The following is a 23,131-nucleotide window of genomic DNA, read 5'->3' as shown; positions in this document are numbered from 1 at the left end:
GTGATGGCGGCGGCGCATCGCGCACCGCCGCCATCGCCGGTGGCCAGGCACGAGGGCGTCAGCGCACCAGCGAGTGGTCGATCACGTGGATCACGCCGTTCGAGCAGAGGATGTCGGAGCGCACGACCGTCGCGGTGACGCCATGGGCCGTCAGCGTCACCTTGCCGCCGACATTGGACAGGGTGATGGGCGTGCCGGCCCGGCTGCGCGCCGTCACCGTCGCACCGGGCTCGAGCGCCGCGGAGGTGTAGCGGCCTTCGAGGATATGCGCGTTCACCGCCGCCGGGCCGAGCACCGGATCGGCGGAAGCGCCGCCATCACCGGAGCCGGGGAACAGGATCGGCTGCAGCGCCGGGCGGACGGCATCGACCGCCGCATTGGTCGGCACGAAGACGGTGAAGGGGCCGGCCTCGCGCAGATCCTGCGCGACATGGACGCGGGCGGCGACGCCGACGAAGCGGGAGGCTTCCGGCAGCCGGGCCATCGTGTCGATGCAGTTGGCGCTCTGCGCCATGGCACCCTGCGCGCCGATGGCGCCGGCGAGGAGGACGGCCGCGCCGAGGGCGGTGCGGCGGGCGAAGCGGGAGGCGGTCATGGAATGGACTCCTGGTTGGATGGTGAGAGACTCTGGCCCGCAGCACGCTGCCTTTCCTGGCAACGGCTGCGTTCGCCGGTCCGGTCGGATGCGGCGTGGGGACACCATGCCGCCGCGCGGCTCACGCGGCTTGCATGGCCTCTTGGTTCTTTGACAGGGTTGCTGTCCCCTTCGACGAAGTCGGCGCGCGGGGGCGACGATGCTGCCGGCGCCAGGCATTCGGCGTCGTGCCGGTCGCGCGGCGGAACACGCGCGACAGATGCGCCTGGTCGAACAGGCCGCATTCCAGCGCGATCTCCGCCAGCGACGCATCGGTGGTCAGCATCAGCCGCTGGGCGCATTCCAGCCGCCGGTGCAGGACGTAGCCATGCGGCGTGCGCCCGAAGCTCACCTTGAAGGCGCGGCAGAAATGCGCCGGGCTCAGCCGCGCGATCCCGGCCAGGATCGCGATGCCGAGCGTGTCCTGCAGATGGCTGTCGATGTAGCGGGTCAGCCGATGCATCTGCCAGGGCGCGAGGCCCCCCCGCATCGCGGGCTGCTGCGCACCGGCCGACAGCAGCGCCGTTGCGTCCGCCAGCATGACGAGCGCCGCCGCGTGATGTTCCCGCAGCAGCCCCGCATCGCCGTCGCGCAGCTGCGCGATCGCCTCCGCGATAAGGTGGAAGGGCCGTGTCCCGGCCGGCATCGGCGCTTCGCCGGCCTTGGGCCCGGTCTCGCCGGGCGAACCGTCGTCCGGGACGGCCTGCAAGCAGGTCGCCATCATCGTCCTCATCCCTCTGGTGATGGGCCGGACCTTAGGGAGGCGCATCCGCCTCCGGACGGGTGAGGAGGTGAGATGGCGGCCGTCTCACGGTGAGCGGCGCCCTGCGATCAGCGGGCTGCGCGACGGCGCCGGTGGCTCACGCCGTGTGGCCGGCAACTCACTGCCGCCGCGTCGCGGCGCGGCGCTACGCTGCCGATCCCGATGCCGGCGCAACCACGCGGCCGGCGTCGCGACAGCCGGAACCGATGCGACTCATGGCGACGCGTGGCACGCTCAACCGGATCCGTGGGCTCCATCGGGCCTGGAACGACCGACGATGGCAGGACTATGCCGCCTACCTGGCGGAGGATTGCCTGACCCATGTCGCCGGCAGCCCGGCGCCGCAGGGCAAGGCGGAACAGCTGGCCTGGGCGCAGGCCTTCTGCGCGGCCTTCCCGGACTGCCGCATCATCACCGACGCCTACCTCCAGCTCTTCGCCAGCCATGATGGCGCGCGCAGCGTCGCCGTCACGCGCCTGGTCGGCCACGCGGTCTGCCGGCCACCGCCGCTCGACGGCATGCTGCTGGAACCCTTCCGGCGCGGCTTCGACGTCACGCTGACCGTGATCGCGCGCTGGCAGGACGGCAAGGTTGCCGAGCAGCACAGCCATCTCGACACGGAGATGATGCGCCTGCAGCTGCGCGCGATGCCGGATCCGCAGGCGGGCGGCGCGGATTAGCGGTCGCCGCGCGGCCGGGCATCGCGCACCGCCGCCACCAGCGCCTCGAAGGCCGGCATCCCGCGCAGCGGGTCGAAGCGCCGGTCGGTGCGCAGCCAGGCGCGGGCCAGATCCTCCCGCGCCACGCAGGCCGCCAGCGCGTCGATCGCCTCCGCCTGGCGGCCGAGCGCCATGGCGAGCGTCGCGCGCGCGAAGTGGGAGGCCGGGCGTTCCGGCGTGCCGGCCCCGGCCGCCGTGCCATCGCCCAGCCGGGCCGCGATCTCGGCCGCACCCAGGGCGAGGTCCGGCAGGTCGGCCAGCTCGTCCGCGATCTCCGCGATCACCGCGCGCGCCGCCTGCGGGGCGCCGGTCTCCAGCAGGGCGAGGGCCCCGTAGTAGCGCGCCTCGGCCGCGGCCGGGACGCGCGGCGCGCGGCCGAAGCGTTCGGCGAGCGCCGTGAACTGCCGGCCCTGGAACAGGCTGATGGCCTCCGCGATGTCCTGGTGGGCGGAGATCGGCTCCAATGTCCTGGCGACGCGCAGCTGCCGCGCCGCGCCCTCGGGCTCTCGCTGCAGCAACAGCAGCGCGACGCCGCGGATGCGGGCCGCGCGCGCGGTCTCGCCGAGCTGCGCGGCGCGGGCGAACCAGGCTTCAGCCCCCGCGCGGTCGAAATCGATCCAGGCCGCGATGGTGCCGAGCGCGGCATGCGCCTCCGCCGAGGCAGGGTCGATCCGCAAGGCATGCTGCGCCGCCTCCCGCGCCATGCGGGCCGCGGTGGCGCGGTCGAGCAGGCCGAGGCGATAGAGGTCGCAGGCGCAATCCGCGATGCCCGTGTAGCCGCGGGCGAAGTCCGGCGCGGTGCGGGCGATGCGCTCGAACAGCGCCATGGCCCTGTGCAGCGCATCGGGCCGCTGGCTGTCCATCAGGCGCCGCCCATGGCTGACGGCGGCCATGACCTGCACGGCGCCGGGCCGGGGCTTCATCGTCTGCGCCCGCACCTGCGACGAATCGATGCCGAGGCGGCTGGTCAGGGTCCGCGCGATCCGCTCCAGCACCTGCAGCTGGTCGGCATCGGGGGTGTCGAAGCGATCGGACCAGAGGACGTAGCCCTGCACATCCGACAGCTCCGCGATCACGCGCAGGATGTCGCCATGCCGTCGCAGGCTGCCATGCAGCACGGCGTCCACGCCGAGTTCCGCGGCGGCCGCCTTGCCGGTGCTGGCGCTTTCGCGATAGCGCAGCACGGCCCCGCGCGGGGCCATGCGCAGCCCCTCCCATTGCGACAGGATGAAGGTGATCTCGTCCGTCAGGCGGTCCGCCAGGTCCTGCTCCGCCGGGTCGCGCGACAGCGCCAGGAAGGGCAGCACCGCCGCGGTCGCGCCCTGCCCGGCCTCGAACAGCGCCGGGCCGGCCGGCTCCCCGGCGGCGATGGCGGCGGGCGGCGCCGCGCGCGGGGTGAAGACGACGGCGTATTGCCCGGTCGGCACCGTGATCGCGACAGGATCGTCCCGGCCATCCCCGGCGAAGTAGTCGACCAGCTTGCGGCGCAGCCGGCGCATCTCGACGCGCACGGTGGAATCGATGCGTGGGTCATAGGCCGGCTCGCGCTCATACAGCGCGTTGCCGATCACCACCTCCTTCAGCTGGGCGCCGTTGCCCAGCAGCGTCTCCTCCACCAGGAAGCGCAGCAGCGCGATCAGCCGGGCCGAGTCCTGGAAATCGCGGCTCGCCTCGATGCGCCCGAGTTGGGCCAGGACCTCCTCACGCGATACCGGGTCCGGCATCGCTCAACCCCCAGCCTGCGTGATGGCCATACTCCGCGCCCCGCGGCCGGCAGTGCCCGGCCTTCTGCCCGCGCCAATACCGCCGGTTGTCGCGACATGTCCACCACCAACCCAAAGGCGATCTGGCGTCTCAGGGCGGTGCGTGATGGAGGTCGAAGATGTGCCGGATGCGGGCGATGATCCGCGGCAGCGCGGCCGGCGTGCCGGGCGCGGCCGCGGCCTCCAGCGGATGGCGTACCCGCGCCGCGCGATGCGCCAGGATCCGCCCCAGTTCCTCGGCCAGGGCGGGCCGCGTCTGCAGCAGGTGCTGCAGGCCTGCCTGCGGAATCGCGTGGATGGCGACGGGCGTCAGCGCGCGGATCGAGGCGGGCTCCGCCGCGCCGGTCAGCAACCCGGCCTCGCCGAAGCAGTCGCCGGGCGCGAGCCGCATGGCGGCGGCGCCATCATCCGTCCCCGCCTCCGCGACGCCGCTCCGCAGGACGAACAGCGTCTCCATCCGCGTGCCGGCCGCCGCCAGCACGGCGCCGGCGGGATGGCGGTGCAGCGTCATCGTCGCGGCCAGGGCCGCCTTCTCCTCCGCCGTCAGGGACGCGAAGAGCGGCACGGCATCCAGCAGGCGCAAGCCCGGCGGGCGCGGATCCGGGCGCAGGTCCGGGCGCGGGTCCGGGCCCGGCGCCGGCCCGGCCTCGTCGGGCGCGGCAAGCCGCAGCCCCTCCGCCTTCGCATGGCGATAGACGAGGTCCAGCACCTCGCTGCGCGCGATCCCGGCGGTGTGGAGGTCACGCACGCGGAAGGTCAGCTCCACCTCCAGCCGGTTCGCCTCGATGGCGCGTGCGCGGGCCGTGGGCGGGGGCAGCGGCAGGATGGCATTGGCACTGGCCAGCACGGCCTGCATCACCTCCAGGATCGCGGCGGGGGAGGTGGTGAGCGCGAAGCGCACCGCGATGCTGACATCGCGGCTGGGTTCCGGGCTGCTCAGGTTGGTCAGCGTGGACTTCGCCAGCGTGCTGTTCGGCACGACGACCAGGTTGTTGCGGCTGCTGATCAGCCGCGTCTCGCGCCAGTTGGTCTCGACCACCCGGCCCTCGATCCGGTCGTCCAGCACGATCCAGTCGCCGACGCCGTAGGGACGGCTGAGATTGAGCGCGAGGCCGGAGAAGACATCGCCCATCGTGCTCTGCATCGCCAGGCCGAGGATGATGGCGAGCACGCCGGAGGTCGCGATCACCGGGCCCAGCAGCACGCCGAAGACATTGGTCACGATCGCCAGCAGCGTGCCGAGATAGACCATGCCGATCACCAGGTCCTGGATCAGCCGCGCGTCGCGCGGGCGGCGGTCCGGCAGCAGGAAGGCCCGCACCAGGCCGACGGCGACCAGCGCGACGCCGATCCACCAGGCGATGCGTGCCAGGCTCAGCGCCAGGTGGCGCAGCGGCGCCGCCTCCGGCACCTCCGTCCCATGGGGCGCGACGCCCTGCACCAGCAGCGCCAGGGTCAGCGCGGCGAGCACCGCGCCCTCCGCCAGCAGCCGCGCCAGCGGCCGGCCGCGCAGCAGCAGGCGCGCCGCGACCAGGCCGAGCAGCGCGAGCGGCCCGCAGGGCAGGATGGGGTCGGGGATCATGCGGTCGCGGCCCGCCCCGGGCCGGTCATCGCGGAACGGGCAGCCACAGCGTCATCCCGGCTTCCAGCGCGGCGGGCGGCGTGCCCTCCGGCTCCAGCCGCAGGCGCAGGCTGTTCAGGTCGTGGTCGCCGACCGCACGCGCCGCCCGCCAGGTGGCGAATTCGCCGAGCGGGCGCAGCTCCGTCACGCGGGCGCGGACCGCGGCTCCGCCGGCGTCGCGCAGCGCCACCGGCAGCCCGATCCGCAGCCCGCCCAGCGCATCCTCGCGCAGGGTCAGGCTGAAGAACAGGCCGCCGGCCGGCGCCAGGGTCAGCACGGGCTGGCCGGCGGCGATCACCTCCCCGGGCTCCGCCGCGACCACGCGGACGATGCCATCCGCCGGCGCCACGACACGGGTCTTGTCGAGTTCCGCGCGCAGCGTCGCGACGGCGGCCTCGGCCGCATCGACGCGGGCGATGGCGACGGCGCGCTGCTCCGCCGTGGCGCCGGCCAGCGCGGCGGCCTGGCGTGCGCGCATCAGGTCGAGCTCCGCGCGCGCCTTGTCGAGCGAGGCGACGGCCTCATCCAGCTGCTGCCGGCTGGCGAAGGTGGCGGCGAACAGCGCGGCGATACGCCGGTGGGACTGCCCGGCCAGCAGCAGCGTGGCGGCGGCGGTCTCCACGTTCCGTGCCGCGGCGGCGACCTCCTCCGCCCGCGTGCCGGCGAGGAGGTTGTCGCGATCCGCGCGGGCCGCCGCGGCGGCGGCCTCGGCCTCGCCAAGCCGCGCGACGAGGTCGGGATTGTCGAGCAGCGCGAGCAGCGTGCCGCGGCGCACCGCCTCACCCGGCGCGACCGCGACCCGGGCCAGCCGGCCGCCGGCCAGCGGCGCCAGGCGCAGTTCCGTCTGCCGGACCATGGCGGCGACCGGCGCCTCGGTCGGCGTATCGGATTGCGCGGCACCGGCCATCGCCAGGGCCAGCGCCTCCAGGCCCAGCAGCGCCGCGATCATGACCGGCGGCAGGATCCTAGGCGCCATGACGCACGCCCCGAGGACGCAGGGCCGGCGCCACGATGGCGAGCGCGGCGTAGAGGACGGCGAGCAGCCAGAGCGCCCGGCAATCCGCGATGAGGTCGCCGAGGCCCGCGCCCATCTGGTTCGCGCGCACCAGCGCGTCGATGGCGAAGGTGCCCGGGACCGCGTAGCTCACCCAGCGGAGCCAGTCCGGGATCGCCTCCAGCGGCCAGGCGACGCCGACCAGGAAGAACAGCGGCAGGCTCAGGGCCATCATCAGCAGCACGGCGGTCTCGCGCCGCCGCGTCAGGCCGCCGGCGAATTGCGCCAGGCCGCTGACGGCCAGGACGAAGGGGATGGCCAGCGCCAGCAGCGTGCCGATCCCGCCGCCCGCCGGGAAGCCGTAGAGCCGCGGCAGCACCAGCAGGTAGAGCGCCGTCGCGGGCAGCCAGAGCGCGCCATGCGCCAGGCTCCGGCCCAGCACCAGCCCCGCCCGCGCCGCCAGCCCCTGCGGCGCCGCGCCGGGGCTGGCGCCGCGCAGGCTCGCCACGCCGATCAGCAGCGTCTGCTGCAGGATCAGCACGAAGGCGGCCGGCACCACATAGCTGCCATAGCCCCCGGTCGGGTTGAACAGCGGCTCCGCCAGAATCTCCGCGGGCGCGCCGCGGGCCAGCGCGGCCTGCTGGAGGCTGCCGCCGGGGCGCGCGCCGCGACCCGCCTCCTCCGTCGCGACGCTCGCCACCGCGTCCTGGAAGCCCTGGCTCATGCGGCTGTAGAGCAGGAGGTAGGTCGCGTCGGCGTGGCCGACGACCGGCGCGCGGTTGCCCTTCAGCAGCTCGCGCTCCGTGCCGGGGGGAATGGTGAGCACGCCGAAGACGTCCCGCCGCGCCAGGGCGCGCTGCGCCTCCGCGAGCCCGGCCGGGCGGGCGGCGATGCGCAGCGCCTCATGCGCCTCCACCGCCTCGACGATGGCGTGGCTGAGCGCGGTGCGATCCTGGTCCACCACCGCCACGGGGATGTCGCGCACGAGCTGCCGCAGGTAGGGCTGGGGGTAGAGGACGCCGTAGAGCAGCGGCCCCAGCACGATCAGCCCGAAGGCGCCGCGATCCCGCAGCACCAGGCGATACTCCGCCACGCAGGCGCGGAAGGGGCCGCGCGGCGTGGCTTCATCGGCCATGCGCGGCGTGGCCACGGGGACCATGGGCCGCAGGCGGAGCGCAACCCAGGCCACCACGGCGAACAGGCTGCCGAGGGCGAGGATCGCCAGCAGCGGCATGGCGGAATCGGCGGCCGGCACGCCGCGCATCGCCTGGTCGAACAGGATCTCCCCATACCAGCGCAGGGGCAGCATCGCGCCCCAGCCGCGCGCGAAATCGCCCATCCCCATCACCGGGAAGCCGATGCCCGCGAAGCCGAAGGCGGGCGAGCAGACGATGCCGGCGAGCGAGAGGCCGAGGCTGAGGTCGCGCACCAGCAGCTGCAGCGCCGCCCCCAGCGCGAGATAGGCGGCGATGAAGGCGCAGGCCGCGGCCCCCGCCACCAGGGGATCGCCGCGGAAGGGAACCCGGAAGACGCCATGGATGATGCCGGCGCCCACCACCATCAGCAGCACCAGGCATCCGAACAGCGGCAGCAGCTTGCCGAGCAGCGCCGCGAGCGGGCTGCCGCCGGCGGTGTCGAGCCAGCCCGGCCCGTCGCGCCCGCCGAATTCGGAGCCCACCGCATAGCCGGCCGAGAGCGCGACGACGACATGCAGCACCGTCGGCAGCAGCGCCCGCAGCAGGAACTGCGCGTAGTTCAGCGCGGGGTTGCCCAGCACATGGCTTTCCACCACCAGCGGCCCCGGCGCGGGGACGGCGCTGGCGGCCGGCGCCGATGGCAGATCCGCCACCGCCGCCGCCACGGCCGCCTGCAGGCCCCCGCTGGCCAGGTTGCCCGCGGTGAAGAATTGCCGGTTGTAGAGCACGACAAGCTGCGGCCGCCGCGCGGCCATCAGATCCCGCTCGAAACCGCGCGGGATGAAGACGGTGGCGATGCTGCGGCCGGCGCGGATGCCATGCATCGCCGCCGCCAGGTGATCGGGCCGGCCCGCGAGGCTGACGCCCGGCGCGGCCGCGATGGCCTGCACGATCGTCATCGAGCTGGCGGAGCGATCCTCATCCACCACCTCCACCCGCAGGCCCCGGATCACCGCCTGGCCGAAGGTCGCCGACAGCAGCAGGAAGGCCAGCAGCGGCACGCCCAGCAGCAGCGGCAGCGCCACCCTGTCCCGCCGCATCCAGCGCCATTCGCGCCGCGCGACGGCCAGCCACCCGCGCGGCATCACCGGGACCACTCGGCATAGGCGCTCATGCCCGGGCGCAGCCCGGGCAGCGGCTGCACGGGGCGCGCCCGGACCTCGAAGCTGCGGCGGTCGAAGTCACCGGTCGCGCGGGTGGCGCGCCAGGCTGCGTAGTCGCCGCGCGGCGCCACCAGGCTGACCGCGACCTCGACCGGCCGATCGCCGAGTGCCGGGATGCGCACCGTGAAGCGATCGCCCTGTGCCACGCCCCACAACAGATCCTCCCGCAGCGCGAAGCGCAGCCAGACATCGGAGAGATCGACCAGGCTGAGCAGCGGCACGCCGGGGGCAACGTATTCGCCGGGCTCCGCGCGGATCTGGTAGACCTGCGCCGCGGCCGGCGCGCGGACCGTGAGTTCGGCGACCTGCGCCGCGAGGGTCGCGACGGCGGCCTCGGCACGCGCCAGGCCAGCCTGCGCGACACCGCGTTCCTCCGCCGTGTAGCCCGCCACCGCTTCCCGCAACGCCAGTTCGGCGCGTTCCAGCGTCTGCCGCGCCACGCTGAGCTGCGCGGTCGCCTCATCCAGCCGCTGGAGGGAGGCGACGTCGCGCTCCGCCAGCTGGCGGATCCGGGCATGGTTCTGCAGCGCGAGGCGGAGGCTGGCTTCCGCGGCCGCCACGGCGGCACGGCGCTCGGCCACCGTCTCGGCGCGGGTGCCGGCCAGGATGCGCGCCAGGTCCGCCGCGGCCACCCGGCGCGCGGCTTCCGCTTCCGCCAGCCGCGCGAGCAGGGCGGGGTTCTCGATGCCGAACAGCACCGCGCCCGCCGCCACATCCTGGCCGCGGCCGACGGGCCGGTGCTGTACCCGGCCATCGATGCGGGCGGCGATGTCGATGCGGGTCGCATCCGCCTCACCCTGCACCAGCAGGGGCTCCGGCCAGGCGAGCAGCCACAGCGCCATCCCTGCGATAGCGGCGACCGAAAGCGCGACCATGAGGGCAGGCAGCAGGGCCGGGCGTGCGCGGTCGGGCTCGGCGAAAGGGCTGTCGCGGCGGGCCGGCGGTCCGGCGTGCTGGTCGTCTGGCATGCGCCGGAGCGTGGCGGAGGCGGGCGCGCAGCGGAGGTGAGAGAGGGTTAGCTCACCGTGAGGCGAGCGGGGCAACGGCCGGAAACGCCGGGCTGCGGGAAGGTGGCGGGCCTGACCATCTCGGGCCCAGTTTCCCTTCCGCGCGCCTGGACGGCCCGTCCCGGCAGGCGCTCAGAGCTTCCCCTCGATCAGCGCATGGAGATCCGCGGACAGGCTGCGCCACTCCTCCTCCTGCAGCCGGAAGAAGCCCAGCGCGTCCAGGATGAAGGCGCCCTCGGTCGCGAACAGGGCGAGGCGGGCGCGTCGCCCTTCCTCCGACTCAAGATCGAGCCCGCCGAACCTGTCCCGGTACCAGGTGCTGACACTGGCCAGGTGCTCGCGCGCCTCGATCATCGCCGCCAGGAAGGCCGCCGCCCTCGCCTTCCCCCCATTGGCGAGGGCCATCTCCACCGATGCCGCGACATTGCCCCGGACCGCATCCACGGGCCCCGGGGAGGGCCCGACCGCGGCGGCCACCTGCGCAAGGTACTCCCGGTCGCCTCGCTCCAGCAGGGCGGCGATCAGGTCGTTCTTCGTCCCGAAGCGGGACTGGACCCCGCCCTTGGAGATGCCCGCGGCCCTGGCGACGGCGTCGATCGTCAGACCCGCCGTGCCGTCCCGGAGCAGGATGGCCTCCACGATGTCGAGAACCTTCTCGCGGTCGATCGTCGGCCGACGCCCCATGGACCCACCTTGACGCCCAATACAAATACGGACATATTTATTTCTATCGACCACCGCCCTGCCTGGCAAGCCGCCAGGCACGGCCGTCCCCGCAGGCGAGGTTCCATGCCAGCCCCATCCGGCGCGTCACGCTCGTCCGGACCCGCCATGCCCCCTGCCGGGCCGCCTGGCACGATGTCTCCGGCCGGCTGACCCCGCAACCGTCCTTCCTTCCGTCCTGAAGCCTTCCGGGAACCGGGCAGCCGCCTGGCGGCCCGCCTCCTGTCGTGCCCTCCCTCCGGTGACCCGCATGCAGCGCCGCTACACCCTCCCCGTTCTCCTGTGCCTCGCCGCCTGCGGCGAGGAACCGCAGTCCAGGGAACCCGCCAAGCCACCGCCCAGGGTCGGCATCGTGGAGGTCCGATCCAGGCCGACGCCCCTGGCCTTCACCTATGGCGGCAGGGTCACCGCCACGCGCCAGACGGAGGTGCGCGCGCGGGTCGGCGGCATCCTGCTGCGGCGCGCCTTCACGGAAGGCAGCGAGGTCCGGGAAGGCGACGTCCTCTTCCTGATCGACCCGGCGCCGTACCAGGCGGCGGTGAACCTCGCCACGGCGCAGGTCCAGGAAGCCGAGGCGACGACGCAGCGCGCCCGGCGCGACCAGCAGCGCACGGCGGCCCTGCTGCGCGCCGCGGCGGGCAGCGAGAAGGATCGCGACGACGCCGTCTTCGCCCTCGCGCAGGCCGAAGCCGCCCTGGCGGCGGCGCGGGCACGCCTGGCGACGGCGCGGCTCGAGCTCGGCTACACCACTGTCACGGCGCCCATCGCCGGCTTCACCAGCCTCGAGGCCATGCCAGAGGGCAGCCTGGTCGGTACCGGGGAGGCCAGTTCGCTGCTGACCCGCATCACGCAGCTCGACCCGGTCCAGGTCGCCTTCGCCTTCCATCTTCCCGATCTGGCCGCCCTGTCCGCCGGCGACGGGGCGGAGCTGCAGGCGGAGGTGGTGCTCGCGGATGGCGGACCGCAGGGCAGGGTCAGCTTCACGGAGGCGACCGTCGATCCCGCCACCGGCACCGTGCGCGCGCGCGCGACCTTCCCCAATGCCGGCCACCGCCTGCGCCCCGGGCAGTTCGTGCGCATCCGCGTCTCCGGCCGCCTGCGCGACGCCATCCGCATCCCGCAATCGGCGGTGCAGCAGGACATCCAGGGGCCCTTCGCCTATGTGCTCGGCCCGGACGGCAGGGCGGAGCGCCGCGCCCTCCGCCTCGGCCGCATGCTGGGCGAGGAGTGGGTGATCGAGGAGGGCCTGCGGGCCGGCGAACGGGTGATCGCCGAGGGCGTCGCGAAGGTGACGGAAGGTGCGGTCGTGGACGCGCAGGAGGCCCGGTCGTGACCGCCCGCTTCTTCGTCGCGCGCCCCGTCCTGGCCGCCGTGATCTCCCTCGTCATCATGCTCGCCGGCGTCCTGGCCCTGCGGGTGTTGCCGGTCGCGCAATACCCGGAGATCGTGCCCCCCCAGGTCGTGGTGCAGGCCAACTACGCCGGCGCCGATGCCGAGACGGTCGCCCAGACGGTGGCCGCCCCCCTGGAGCAGGCCATCAACGGCGTCGAGCGGCTGATCTACCTGCAATCGACCAGCACCGACGGCAGCGCGACGCTGAGCGTCAGCTTCGACATCGGCACCGACCCCGAGCGGGCGGCCATCGCGGTCAGCAACCGCGTGCAGGGCGTCCTCGCGACCCTGCCTGCCGAGGTGCAGCGCGTCGGCGTCACCGTCACCAGGCAGTCCAGCGCCTTCCTGGCGGTGCTGGCGCTGACCGCCACCACCGACCGCTTCGACGAGATCTACCTCAGCAACTACGCGCTGCGGAACGTCATCGACGAGATCCGGCGCGTGCCCGGCGTCGGCAATGTCGAGCTGTTCGGCCAGAAGGAATACGCCATGCGGATCTGGCTGCGGCCGGAGGCGCTGGCGCAGCACGCGCTGGCGCCGTCCGACGTCGCGGCCGCCATCCGGGAACAGAACCAGGAATTCGCCGCCGGACAGGTCAATGCCGCCCCCGGCACCGGCGGGGCCCATACCACCGCGATGACCACGCGGGGACGCCTGCCCGACGCACAGGCCTTCGGCGACATCATCCTGCGGGCAAGCACGGACGGCGCCGCGCTGCGGCTTCGCGACGTCGCGCGCGTGGAAATCGGCGCGCAGCAATACGACTTCGCCGGCACCCTCGATGGCCGCCCGAGCGCGCCCTTCGGCATCTACCTGCAGCCCGGGGCCAACGCCCTTGCGACCATGCGGGCGGTCGCCGCCCGCATGGAGGCGCTGGCGGCCGCCATGCCGCACGGCATCGCCTTCTCCATCCCCTACGACACCACGACCTTCGTCCGGGTCTCCATCCGGCAGGTGGCCGCGACCTTCGTCGAGGCGGCCCTGCTGGTGGTCGGCGTGGTCTTCCTGTTCCTGCAGACCTGGCGGGCCGCGATCATCCCGCTGATCGCGATCCCGGTCTCGATCATCGGCACCTTCGCCGGCCTCCACGTCCTCGGGTTCTCGATCAACCTGCTGACGCTGTTCGGGCTGATCCTGTCCATCGGCATCGTCGTCGACGACGCCATCGTGGTGGTGGAGAATGTCGAGCGCCTGATGGCCGAGGCGGGGCTGTCGCCCCGCCAGGCCGCCATCCGCGCGATGGAGGAAGTCACCGGCCCGGTCGTCGCCATCGTGCTGGCGCTCTGTGCGGTCTTCGTGCCGGTGGGGTTCCTCGGCGGGCTGAACGGGGAGCTCTACCGGCAATTCGCGATCACCATCGCCATCGCCGTCACGCTGTCCGGCCTCGTCGCCCTGACCTTGACCCCCGCGCTCTGCGCCATGCTGCTCCGGCCCCGCACGGGGCAGCCGGCGCTGCCGTTCCGCCTGTTCAACGCCGCCTTCGCGCGCCTGGCCGGCGGCTACCTCGCCGGGGTCCGCTTCTTCCTCCGCCGGGGCCTCGCGGGCCTGTTGTCGCTGGCCATGGTCTGCGGCCTGACCGTCCTGCTGTTCCGGTCGGTGCCTGGCGGTCTCGTCCCCGACGAGGACCAGGGCAGCATCCTCGTCGCCTGGACCCTGCCGCCGGCGACGGCGCTGGAGCGCACCGCCGCGGCCGGGGCGGAGGTCGAGCGGATCCTGCGGGCGGATCCGAGCGTCCGCTCCGTCATCTCCTTCGCGGGCTTCAACCTGCTCTCCAACGGCAGCAGCAGCAGTTCGGGGGCCGCCTTCGTGGAACTGCAGGACTGGTCCGCCCGCACCGCCCCCGGGCAGGACGCGCGGATGCTGGCGGCGGGCCTGTCCGACAGCCTCGCCGCGGTGCGGGATGCGGCCGTCACCGCCTTCAATCCGCCCCCCATCGACGGGCTGGGCAATGTCGGCGGCTTCGAGCTGAAGGTCCTCGACCGCGGCGGCGCGGGGCCGGTGGCCCTGGCGGCGGCGGTGCAGGACCTGCTGCGGGCCGCCGCCCGGAGGCCGGAACTGGCCGAACTGAGCACCACCCTGCAGACCAACGTGCCGCGCTACCGGCTCGATATCGACCGGGAGGCGGCGAAGGCGCGCGGCGTGGCGCTCCCCGACCTGTTCGAGGCGGTCCAGACCAGCTTCGGCGGCCTCTACGTCAACGACTTCACGATGATGGGGCGGAACCACCGGGTGTATCTGCAGGCCGAGGCGGAAGACCGGCGGGGCCCCGACGACCTCGGCCGGGTCTTCGTCCGGGCCGGGAATGGCGAGATGGTCCCCGCCAGCACGATGCTCGGCGTGACCCGCGTGGTCGGCAGCGACCTGGTGGAACGGTTCAACCTCCACCGCGCGGCCACCATCAATGGCAGCGCCGCGCCCGGCTATTCCTCCGGCCAGGCGCTCGCGGCCCTGCAGGAGGTCGCGGCGGCCAGCCTGCCACGGGGCTTCGCCATCGCCTGGAGCGGCACCGCCTTCCAGGAACAGGCGGCCGCCACGACCGCGCCGCTGGTCCTGGGCTTCGGCATCGTCATGGTCTTCCTGATCCTGGCCGCCCAGTACGAACGATGGAAGCTGCCGCTTGCCGTGATGGTGGCCGTGCCCTTCGGCCTGTTCGGCGCCCTGCTGGCAGCGTGGCTGACCGGGGTGAACAACGACATCTACTTCCAGGTCGGCCTCATCACCCTGGTCGGCCTCGCCGCCAAGAACGGCATCCTGATCGTCGAGTATGCGGCGCTCGAGCACCAGGCCGGCCGCTCCGCCGCCGAGGCCGCGCTGGCGGCCGCGCGGCTGCGCTTCCGGCCGATCGTCATGACCTCGCTCGCCTTCATCCTGGGCTGCCTGCCGCTGGCCGTCAGCACCGGGGCCGGCTCCGGCAGCCGGGTCTCGATCGGCGTCGCCGTGGTCGGCGGCATGCTGGCGGCGACCATCCTGGCCACCTTCCTGGTCCCGCTCTTCTACCGGCTGCTCGCCGGGCGGGCCGGGGCGAACCCGCCTGGCCCGCGCCAGGACGGCGCCGCGGCGCCGGGCACGGGGGGCTGACCATGCATCGCCGATCCCTCCTCGCCGGGCTGGCCCTTCTGTGCTGCGCCGGATGCACCCTGGGCCCGGATTTCGATCGGCCCGCCGCGCCCGCGGCGGCCGGCTACGGCCCCACCCCCCCGCCGGATCCGGCCGCAGGCACCGCGGGCGAGGCGGCGCAGCGCTTCGTGCCCGGGGCGCCCGTCCCGGCCGGATGGTGGCGCGCCTTCGGCTCCCCGGAGCTGGACGCGCTGGTGGCCGAAGCGCTCCGGCACAATGCGGGGCTGGAGGCGGCGCGCGCGACGCTGCGCCAGGCGGAGGCGCTGGTCGCCGCCGGGCGCGGCGGCTTCTACCCCTCGCTCGGGCTCGCCGCGCAGGCCGCGCGGCAAAGGGCGGAGCAGGCGCCGGCCGCGTCCTCCCCCTACAGCCTGCGCACCGCGCGGCTGGAGGTGAGCTACGCGCCCGACCTGTTCGGCGGCACCCGCCGCGAGGTGGAGGGCCTGGTGGCGGAGGCCCACCGCCAAGGCTTCGAACTGGCCGCGGCGGCGCTGGGCGTCAGCGGCAACCTCATCAACGCCGTCATCGAGGAGGCGGCGCTGCAGGCGCAGCTTGCGGCGACCCGGGAGATCATCGCGGTGGCCGAGGACAGCCTCCGCCTTTCGCGCAGCCGCCTCGCCCTGGGGGCCGTGCCGCGCGGCGAGGTGTTGCTGCAGGAGGCCGAGGTGATGCAGCGGCGCGCCGAGCTGCCGGCCCTGCAGAAGGCGGTGGAGGCGCGGAGGACGCTGATCACGGTCCTGCTGGGCCGTATCCCGGATCGGCCGCTTCCCCCCCTGCCGACGCTGGACGCGCTGCGCCTGCCGGAGACGCTGCCCGTCAGCCTGCCCTCCGCGCTGGTGCGGCAACGGCCGGACATCCTGGCGGCGGAGGCCGCGTTGCGGGCGGCCAATGCCGGCATCGGCGTGGCCAGCGCGAACATGCTGCCGCGGCTGCCCTTGACCGCGGCCTACGGCACCGCCCAGGCGCCAGGCGTGGATGCCTTCACGCCGCAGGGGCTGATCTGGTCGGTGGCGGCAGGGCTGACGCAGCCGCTGTTCCAGGGGGGACGGCTGGCGGGCCAGCGGGCGGCCGCCATCGCCGCGCGGGATGCCGCCGCCGCCCGCTACCGGGCGACTGTCCTGGCGGCGTTCCGCGATGTCGCGGACGCGCTCCGCGCGATCGGATCGGATGCCGAGGAACTGCGCGCCCGCCGCGAGGCGGCGCGCGTCGCAGCATTGTCGCTGGAGATCGCGCGGCGGCAGCAGCGCCTTGGCGCCGCCTCGCTGCTGGAGGTCCTGGCCGCCCAGCAGGCCGATGCGCGCGCCCGCATCGCCCTCGTCCAGGCGACGGCGGCACGCTACAGCGACACCGTGGCGCTGCACCTCGCCCTGGGCGGCGGCATCCTGACCGGCCACGCCCCCTCCTCCCTCCCGCCATGAGCCGGCAGCGGCAGGCCGTGACCCGCTTCAGCCGTGCAGGCCCGGCGCCTCCTGGCAGGTCCGTGCCGCGGCCTCCGTGCAGCCGCCGTCGTGGTGGTGGAAGCATGCCAGCGTCGGCCCCCACGCCCGGCAGGATGAGGCGGCCAGGAGCCCGAGCCACGCAGGCCTGGCCCGTCGGGGCGTGCAGGGACCAGCGCCGCGTCGAACCCGGCCTTACTCGCCATGAAGGCGTCCAGGCTGCGCTGCTGCCTGGCTTCCGGCTTCGTGCTCCCCCCTCTCGCACGCCGCGTGAGGGACACCCCGCTCCGCAGCGCGCGGTAGCCAGGCGGCCCTTCGACACCATCGGGAAGCACGGCGTCGATCGAAGATCGCCTCCCGATCAGGCAAGTGCGGACGTCAGAGACTCCGAACTCGCGACAGCACCGAACACACCCCCCTGCATCGTCACCATCTTGATCGCCGCCTGGTGGTTGCCGAAGTCCGTCGCGCCACAGCAATCCTCCAGCAGCAGGCATTCGAAGCCGCGGTCATTGGCCTCGCGCATCGTGGTATGGACGCAGACATCGGTGGTGATGCCGGTGAGCACCAGGTTGCGGATGCCGCGGGTGCGGAGGATGAGTTCGAGGTCCGTGGCGCAGAAGCTGCCCTTGCCGGGCTTGTCGATGATCGTCTCGCCCGGCAGCGGCGCCAGTTCGGGGATGATCTCCCAGCCCGGCTCGCCACGGATGAGGATCTTCCCGCAGGGGCCCGGATCGCCGATGCCGGCGCCGATCTGCCGCGACCGCCAGCGCTTGTTGGCGGGCAGGTCCGACAGGTCGGGGCGATGGCCCTCCCGCGTGTGCAGGATGTGGTAGCCGCCCGCGCGCATGGCGGCGAGCACGGCGCGGATGGGCTCGATCGGCGCGCGGGTCAGGGAGATGTCGTAGCCCATGGCATCGACATAGCCGCCGCGACCGCAGAAATCGGTCTGCATGTCGATGACGATCAGCGCCGTGTTGTCCGGCCGCAGATCGCCGTCGAAGGGCCAGGGGTAGGGATTGGCGGGGATGGTGCGCATGGGCGTGCCGGCTACTCCGCCACCATGGCGGGGACAAGGGCCGGGAAGAACTGGCTCTCCGGCCGCCTGAGCCCGACCACGTCGCGCAGCGTGGCGCCGGGATAGCTGGTGCGGTACAGGCCGCGCCGCTGCAGCTCCGGCACGACATAGTCCACGAAATTCCGCAGCCCATCGGGCTGGTAACCGACATGGACGTTGAAGCCGTCGCAGATGCCGGCGCGATACCAGTCCTCGATCATGTCCGCGACCTGCTTTCCGTCGCCCTTCATCACGGGATGGCCGAAGGAGGGCAGGAAGCGCTCATAGGTCTGGCGGATCGTCAGCCCCTCGCGCCGCGCGACCTCGCTGATCGCATAGCGGCGGCTGGACCCGCCGACACCGTCGGGCGTCAACTCCGGGAAGGGCTCGTCCAGCCCGTAGCCCGTCAGGTCCATGTTGACGTAGTGCGAGAGGTGGCGGACGCCGACGACGGGATCAATCAGCGCCTGCTGTTCCTGGAACATCGCCTCCGCCTCCGCCTCCGTGCGGCCGACATAGACGACGCAGCCCGGCATGATCTTCAGCTCATCCGGCGCGCGGCCGTACTTCGCCAGGCGCGACTTCATGTCGGTGTAGAAGGCGGCGGCCTGCTTCTTGGTGGGCGTCGCACAGAACATGCAATCCGACATCGCCGCCGCCAGTTCCCGCCCCGGCTCCGACTGCCCCGCGCTGAACAGCACGGGATAGCCCTGCGGCGGCCGCGCGGCATTCAGCGGGCCGCGCACCCGAAAATGCTTGCCCTTGTGGTTCAGCGTGTGGACGCGGTTGAGGTCGATGTACTTGCCGCGCGCCTTGTCCTGCGGGAAGGCATCCTCCGCCCAGGAATCCCAGAGCCCCTTGCAGACCTCCACGAATTCCTTCGCACGCTCGTAGCGGTCGTAGCGCGCCAGGTGCTCGTCCTTCCCGAAATTCAGGCTGTCGGAGGCGTTGGAGCCGGTGACGACGTTCCAGCAGGCGCGGCCCTTGCTGATATGATCCAGGGAGGCGAATTTCCGCGCCAGGGTGAAGGGCTCCTCATAGGTCGTCGTCGCCGTGGCCAGCAGGCCGATGCGCTTCGTGTGCATGGCGATGGCGGAGAGCACCGTCACCGGCTCGAACACCGCGGGCTTGCCGGTCAGGGCATTGGCCTCGAACAATTCGGGCCACTCCATGCCGGCCACGCCGTTGCCATCGGAGATGAACAGCATGTCGAACAGCCCGCGTTCCGCGGTCTGCGCGATCTCGATCATCTGCTCCAGGTTCATCATCGTGTTGTCATAGGCGCGGGGATGGCGCCAGCCGGCGGGATGGTTGCCGGCGGGATGCAGGCCGGTGATGAGGCTGAGCATCGCTGTCTCCTTGCGTCAGGCCGGGACGGCCATCGCCTCGCGCTGGCTCAGCAGCCCGGGCGGGATGGCTTCGGCAAAGGGGGAATGGCGCAGCGCCGCCAGGTCCGGCGCCGGCATGGGCAAGGCCTGCTCGATGGCGAGGCAGGCCCGCAGCACCAGCGCATCGGCGTAGAGCGGCCCGACCACCTGCATGCCGACCGGCAGGCCGGATGCGGTGACGCCGACGGGAACGGAGGCCGCGGGCTGCTTCGTCAGGTTGAAGGCGGCGCCGAAGGGCAAGGGATTCGCATAGCCGGCGTAGCGCGGATCGCGCGGCGCATCGGCATCCGCGTCGCAGCCGGGAATGGCGCCGACCGGCGTCACCAGCAGGTCGTAGCGCTCATGGAAGGCGCGCATGCGAGCGCCGAGCTTCTCCCGCGCCTCCCGCGCCGCCAGGTAGGTCATCATCGGCACGGCGGCGCCGCGCGCCGCCGTCTCCACCAGGCGTGGCAGCATCAGCGCCTGCTGCGCCTCCGTGAAGCCGAAGACGCGGAAGGCATTGGCGAGGCCCGGCGCCATCAGCGTGCCCAGCATGGCGCCCGGGTCGTCCATGACGTGATCCACGATCTCCACGATCGCGCCCATCGCCTCCAGCGCCTTGGCGCCGGCGGCGACAAGGGCGGCCACTTCGGGATCGACCTTGGCGAAGCCGAGCGTCGGGCTGTAGGCGATGCGCAGCCCCTTCACGCCATCCTCGATGCCATCGAGGAAACTGCGATCGGGTGGCGGCAGTGCGTAGCTGTCCCGCGCATCGGCTTGGCTGATCACGTCCATGCAGAGCGCCGCCTCTCGCACCGTCCGCGTGATCGGGCCGATCACCGCCAGCGTGCCGAGGTAGGAGGAGGGATAGTCCGCGACGCGGCCGAAGGTGGTCTTCAGGCCGAAGACGCCGCTCATGCTCGCCGGCGCGCGGATCGACCCCGCGGCGTCGGAGGCGAGGGCGATGGTGCCCATGCCCGCGGCGACGGAGGCGGCGGAACCGCCGCTCGACCCGCCCGGTGTCATGGCGGGGTTCCACGGGTTGCGGGAAATGCCGCAAAGCTCGGACTTGGTCACATAGGCCGCGCCGAATTCCGGCACCGTCGTCTTGCCGACCAGCACCGCACCCGCCTCCCGCATCCGGGCGACGGAGGGGCTGTCCTCCAGCCACGGGCCCTCGGCCGGGATCGCGCGGCTCGCGCGGCGCGTCGGCCAGCCTCGCGTGACGGAGAGATCCTTCACCGTCGCCGTCACGCCATCCAGCGCGGAGGCCGGCGTCCCCGCCTTCCAGCGCGCCTCGCTGGCGCGCGCGTCGCGCAGCGCGCTCTCCTCATCCAGCCAGCAGAAGGCGTTCAGCACGGGGTTCAGCGCAGCCACCTGCGCCAGCACGGCGCGCAGATGCTCCACCGGCGACGCACGCCCCGCCCGGTACAGCGCCACCAGCTCGCCCGCCGGCATCAGCGCCAGATCCTGCGTCATGCCATCATCTCCCGCGATAGGCCCAGCCGGTCAGCCGGCGTTCCAGGAACAGCGAGGCCGCGTAGAGCGTGACGCCCATGGCGGCGAGGACGCTGAGCGCCGCGAAGGCGAGCGCGCCATCCATGTTGTTGGTGGCGACCACCATCACGTAGCCGATGCCCGCATTGGCCGCGATCGTCTCCGCCACGATGGTGCCGATGAAGGCGCCGGTGATGGCGAGCTTGAGGGAGCCGAAGAATTGCGGCATGGCCCGCGGCAGCGCGACCTTCAGCATCACGTCGGCCCGCGTGGCGCCGAGCGAGCGCAGCACGTCGTCAAGCTCGGGAGCGGAGGTCGCGATGGCGGTCGCCATGATGACGGTGACCGGGAAGAAGCAGACGACGACGGCGGTGATGACGGCGATATGCGGCCCCGCACCGAACCAGATGACGAAGAGCGGGATCAGCGCGACGGAGGGGATGGTGTGGAAGCCGATCAGCGCCGGATAGACCATGCGGTAGATCGCGCGCGACGATCCGATGATGCTGCCCAGCACCACGCCCAGGCTGACACCGATGGCGAAGCCCATCAGCGTGGCCCGAGCGGTCTGTGCCGCCATCATCAGGATCGGCTCATGCCGCGCCACCAGCACGCCGAGGAAATTGCTGGGCGCCGGCAGGATGTAGGGCGGCAGCGCGGCGATGCGCACGGCGGCCTCCCACAGCGCCAGGATCGAGAGCGCGAAGCCGAGCGGCACCAGCACCGCCGCCAGCGCGCGGCGCCGTTGGCCGCGCCGGCGGGCGGGGCGTGGTGCCGCCACGGCGGCAGGGGCGATCTCCGCCACCGCGCTCATGCGAAGGCGGGCACCGGCGTCCGGGCCTCCGCGATATGCGCGCGCAACTCCGCCAGCGCCTGCACGAAGCGCGCGTCATAGGTGCTGTCGAGGGTGCGCGGCCGCGGCAGGTCGAATTTCTTCCGCAGCAGGATCCGGCCGGGCCGCGCGCTCATCACATAGATGGTGTCGGCGAGGTACAGCGCCTCCCGCAAATCATGCGTCACCAGGATGACGGTGAAGGGCTTCTGCATCCACAGCGCCTGCAGCACCGCCCACAGCTCCTCCCGCGTGAACGCATCCAGCGCGCCGAAGGGCTCGTCCAGCAGCAGCAGGGAGGGTTCGTGCATCAGCGCGCGGCAGAGGCTGGCGCGCTGCTGCATGCCGCCGGAGAGCTGCCAGGGCAGCTTCTGCTCGAACCCTTCCAGCCCCACGGTCCGCAGCAGTTGCCGGGCGCGTTCGACATAGGGCGCCTTGTCACGGCGGTAGCGGGCGCGGTGGGGCTGCACGATCTCCGCCGGCAGCAGCACGTTGCGCAGCGTGCTGCGCCAGGGCAGCAGGTTGGGGTTCTGAAAGGCCATGCCGACGATCTTGATCGGCGCCGTCACCTCCTGCGCCGCCACCACCACATTGCCGCTGCTGGCCTTCAGCAGGCCGGAGACCAGCTTGAGCAGCGAGGATTTCCCGCAGCCGCTCGGCCCCACCACCGCGACGAACTCGCCCTCCGCGATGCCGAGGCTGGTCTCCTCCAGCGCCGGCGTCGCCTCCTCCCCCTCTCCGTAGGTCAGGCTGACGCGGTCGAATTCGACGAAGGGACGCGCCATGCCTCAGACGCGCCCGACGGCCGGGATGACGCGCGAGGCAGCGGCGGGCAGGAAGGAGAGGTCCATGAAGTCGCCAACCGCAATCGTCGTCGCCAGCCCTTCCGCCGCGGTGATGATCTCGATCGACCGGCGCACATTCGCCTCGTTGTAGAAGCCGAGCCCGCCTTCCCGCGCATCCGGCTGCTCCACCATGCGCGCGATGCTGTACATCAGGCGCTCACCCTCGATCCCGCGGTTCAGCAGCGGGTCCTTGCGCATCAGCGCATCCAGGCTGGCGGCCGGGTTGGCGACGGAATCGACCAGGCCGCGATTCACCGCGCGCAGCACCTTCCGCACCGTCTCCGGCTTCTCCCGCAGGAAGGATTCGTTCGCCATCATGCCGGCGTTGACGATGTTGATGCCGAAGTCGGAGTAGCGCAGGAAGACCATGTCCTCCTCCCTCACCCCCGCGGCCTTCAGGTTGAACAGCGCCGTTCCCTCATTCGCGGTGATGGCGTCCACGCGCCCCTGGATCAGCATCGCCTCCCGGATATTGGGCGCCATGTGTTCCCAGCGGATGGCGCTGGCGGGCACGCCGGTGGCGGCGGTGAAGGCCGGGAATATCTTGTAGGCGGCATCGCCCACCGGCGCGCCGACCAGGCGTCCGCGCAGATCGTCGGGTTTCGAGATGCCGCGGCCGCGCAGCGACATCACGACCAGATCGGCCGGCGTCTGGTTGTAGATGGCCTTCACGCGCCGTTCCGGATTCTGCGCGTTGAAGCGCACCAGGGACGCGACATCGCCGAGCCCGATCTGGAAGGCCCCGCCCGCCAGGCGGTTCACGACGTTCGCCGATCCATCGCCCGCGACGATGTCGGGGTTCAGCCCCTCCGCACGGAAGTAGCCGCGCTCCAGCGCCAGGAAGAAGGCGCCGTGCAGGCCCTGGATCTTCCAGTTCAGCGTCAGCGGCAGCCGTTCCAGCGGCTGTGCGATGGCCGGGCTTGCCAGCGCGCCGGCCAGGGCGGCGGCGGTGCCGCGCAGCAACATCGAACGGGTCACGGTCATGCGCTCAGGCTCCCGGGTTGAAGA

18 protein-coding genes are annotated in these 23,131 nt (G+C 72.9%); 4 read left to right on the top strand and 14 right to left on the bottom strand.

The window, feature by feature from the left end; all coding sequences use genetic code 11:
- Positions 1 to 58: 58 nt before the first annotated feature.
- Both JJI54_RS07055 and JJI54_RS07050 read right to left on the bottom strand, forming a co-directional pair.
- Entirely contained in the window at positions 59 to 595 is a 537-nt protein-coding gene (locus JJI54_RS07055; RefSeq protein ID WP_203072139.1) for a fasciclin domain-containing protein, read from the bottom strand.
- A gap of 121 nt (positions 596 to 716) precedes the next feature.
- On the bottom strand, positions 717 to 1,358 hold the full coding sequence (locus JJI54_RS07050) for a helix-turn-helix domain-containing protein (RefSeq protein WP_203072137.1): 642 nt from the start codon (positions 1,356 to 1,358) through the stop codon (positions 717 to 719).
- A gap of 254 nt (positions 1,359 to 1,612) precedes the next feature.
- Between JJI54_RS07050 and JJI54_RS07045 the strand changes: the two genes are divergently transcribed.
- Positions 1,613 to 2,077 carry an ester cyclase gene (locus JJI54_RS07045; RefSeq protein WP_203072135.1) on the top strand — a complete coding sequence of 155 codons (465 nt, stop codon included), beginning with the start codon at positions 1,613 to 1,615 and terminating at the stop codon, positions 2,075 to 2,077.
- Here the strand turns inward: JJI54_RS07045 and JJI54_RS07040 are convergent.
- From JJI54_RS07040 to JJI54_RS07015, 6 genes are all read right to left on the bottom strand, one after another.
- A complete protein-coding gene (locus JJI54_RS07040; RefSeq protein WP_203072133.1) occupies positions 2,074 to 3,840 on the bottom strand; it encodes a TPR end-of-group domain-containing protein in 1,767 nt (588 codons plus the stop codon). The genes JJI54_RS07045 and JJI54_RS07040 overlap by 4 nt on opposite strands.
- A gap of 130 nt (positions 3,841 to 3,970) precedes the next feature.
- Complete coding sequence (locus tag JJI54_RS07035) at positions 3,971 to 5,461, bottom strand: mechanosensitive ion channel domain-containing protein (RefSeq protein ID WP_203072131.1); 1,491 nt, start codon at positions 5,459 to 5,461, stop codon at positions 3,971 to 3,973.
- 25 nt (positions 5,462 to 5,486) lie between these two features.
- Positions 5,487 to 6,476 carry an HlyD family secretion protein gene (locus tag JJI54_RS07030; RefSeq protein ID WP_203072129.1) on the bottom strand — a complete coding sequence of 330 codons (990 nt, stop codon included), beginning with the start codon at positions 6,474 to 6,476 and terminating at the stop codon, positions 5,487 to 5,489.
- The gene (locus JJI54_RS07025) at positions 6,466 to 8,775 is read right to left on the bottom strand and encodes an ABC transporter permease (RefSeq protein WP_203072127.1); all 2,310 of its coding nucleotides are present in this window, start codon (positions 8,773 to 8,775) and stop codon (positions 6,466 to 6,468) included. Before JJI54_RS07025 ends, JJI54_RS07030 begins: the two co-directional genes overlap by 11 nt.
- Positions 8,775 to 9,821 carry an HlyD family secretion protein gene (locus JJI54_RS07020; protein ID WP_203072125.1) on the bottom strand — a complete coding sequence of 349 codons (1,047 nt, stop codon included), beginning with the start codon at positions 9,819 to 9,821 and terminating at the stop codon, positions 8,775 to 8,777. Before JJI54_RS07020 ends, JJI54_RS07025 begins: the two co-directional genes overlap by 1 nt.
- Positions 9,822 to 9,992: 171 nt before the next feature.
- On the bottom strand, positions 9,993 to 10,544 hold the full coding sequence (locus JJI54_RS07015) for a TetR/AcrR family transcriptional regulator (RefSeq protein ID WP_203072123.1): 552 nt from the start codon (positions 10,542 to 10,544) through the stop codon (positions 9,993 to 9,995).
- Between the two features lie 289 nt (positions 10,545 to 10,833).
- On the opposite strand from JJI54_RS07015, the gene JJI54_RS07010 reads away from it, so the two are divergent.
- The 3 genes from JJI54_RS07010 to JJI54_RS07000 are packed head-to-tail and all read left to right on the top strand — an operon-like array spanning position 10,834 to position 16,507.
- Positions 10,834 to 11,916 (top strand): efflux RND transporter periplasmic adaptor subunit, encoded by a 1,083-nt coding sequence (locus JJI54_RS07010; RefSeq protein WP_203072121.1) that lies wholly within the window; start codon positions 10,834 to 10,836, stop codon positions 11,914 to 11,916.
- Entirely contained in the window at positions 11,913 to 15,053 is a 3,141-nt protein-coding gene (locus tag JJI54_RS07005) for an efflux RND transporter permease subunit (RefSeq protein ID WP_203072119.1), read from the top strand. Before JJI54_RS07010 ends, JJI54_RS07005 begins: the two co-directional genes overlap by 4 nt.
- 2 nt (positions 15,054 to 15,055) lie before the next feature.
- Entirely contained in the window at positions 15,056 to 16,507 is a 1,452-nt protein-coding gene (locus JJI54_RS07000) for an efflux transporter outer membrane subunit (protein WP_203072117.1), read from the top strand.
- A 379-nt stretch (positions 16,508 to 16,886) separates the two neighbouring features.
- On the opposite strand, the gene biuH is transcribed toward JJI54_RS07000, so the two are convergent.
- The 6 genes from biuH to JJI54_RS06970 are packed head-to-tail and all read right to left on the bottom strand — an operon-like array spanning position 16,887 to position 23,107.
- Complete coding sequence (gene biuH, locus JJI54_RS06995) at positions 16,887 to 17,564, bottom strand: biuret amidohydrolase (protein WP_203072115.1); 678 nt, start codon at positions 17,562 to 17,564, stop codon at positions 16,887 to 16,889.
- Between the two features lie 11 nt (positions 17,565 to 17,575).
- On the bottom strand, positions 17,576 to 18,931 hold the full coding sequence (locus JJI54_RS06990) for an LLM class flavin-dependent oxidoreductase (protein ID WP_203072113.1): 1,356 nt from the start codon (positions 18,929 to 18,931) through the stop codon (positions 17,576 to 17,578).
- A gap of 15 nt (positions 18,932 to 18,946) precedes the next feature.
- Positions 18,947 to 20,428: an amidase gene (locus tag JJI54_RS06985; protein ID WP_203072111.1), complete on the bottom strand. Its 1,482-nt coding sequence runs from the start codon at positions 20,426 to 20,428 to the stop codon at positions 18,947 to 18,949.
- Between the two features lie 4 nt (positions 20,429 to 20,432).
- Positions 20,433 to 21,260 carry an ABC transporter permease gene (locus JJI54_RS06980; protein ID WP_203072109.1) on the bottom strand — a complete coding sequence of 276 codons (828 nt, stop codon included), beginning with the start codon at positions 21,258 to 21,260 and terminating at the stop codon, positions 20,433 to 20,435.
- Entirely contained in the window at positions 21,257 to 22,063 is an 807-nt protein-coding gene (locus JJI54_RS06975) for an ABC transporter ATP-binding protein (protein WP_203072108.1), read from the bottom strand. Before JJI54_RS06975 ends, JJI54_RS06980 begins: the two co-directional genes overlap by 4 nt.
- A 3-nt stretch (positions 22,064 to 22,066) precedes the next feature.
- Entirely contained in the window at positions 22,067 to 23,107 is a 1,041-nt protein-coding gene (locus JJI54_RS06970; RefSeq protein ID WP_203072106.1) for an ABC transporter substrate-binding protein, read from the bottom strand.
- Between the last annotated feature and the right edge of the window lie 24 nt (positions 23,108 to 23,131).

The organism is Falsiroseomonas ponticola (assembly GCF_016805305.1).
Lineage (GTDB): Bacteria > Pseudomonadota > Alphaproteobacteria > Acetobacterales > Acetobacteraceae > Falsiroseomonas > Falsiroseomonas ponticola.
Note: the sequence above shows the minus strand (reverse complement) of the source record. Positions and strands in the feature narration are given on the sequence as shown.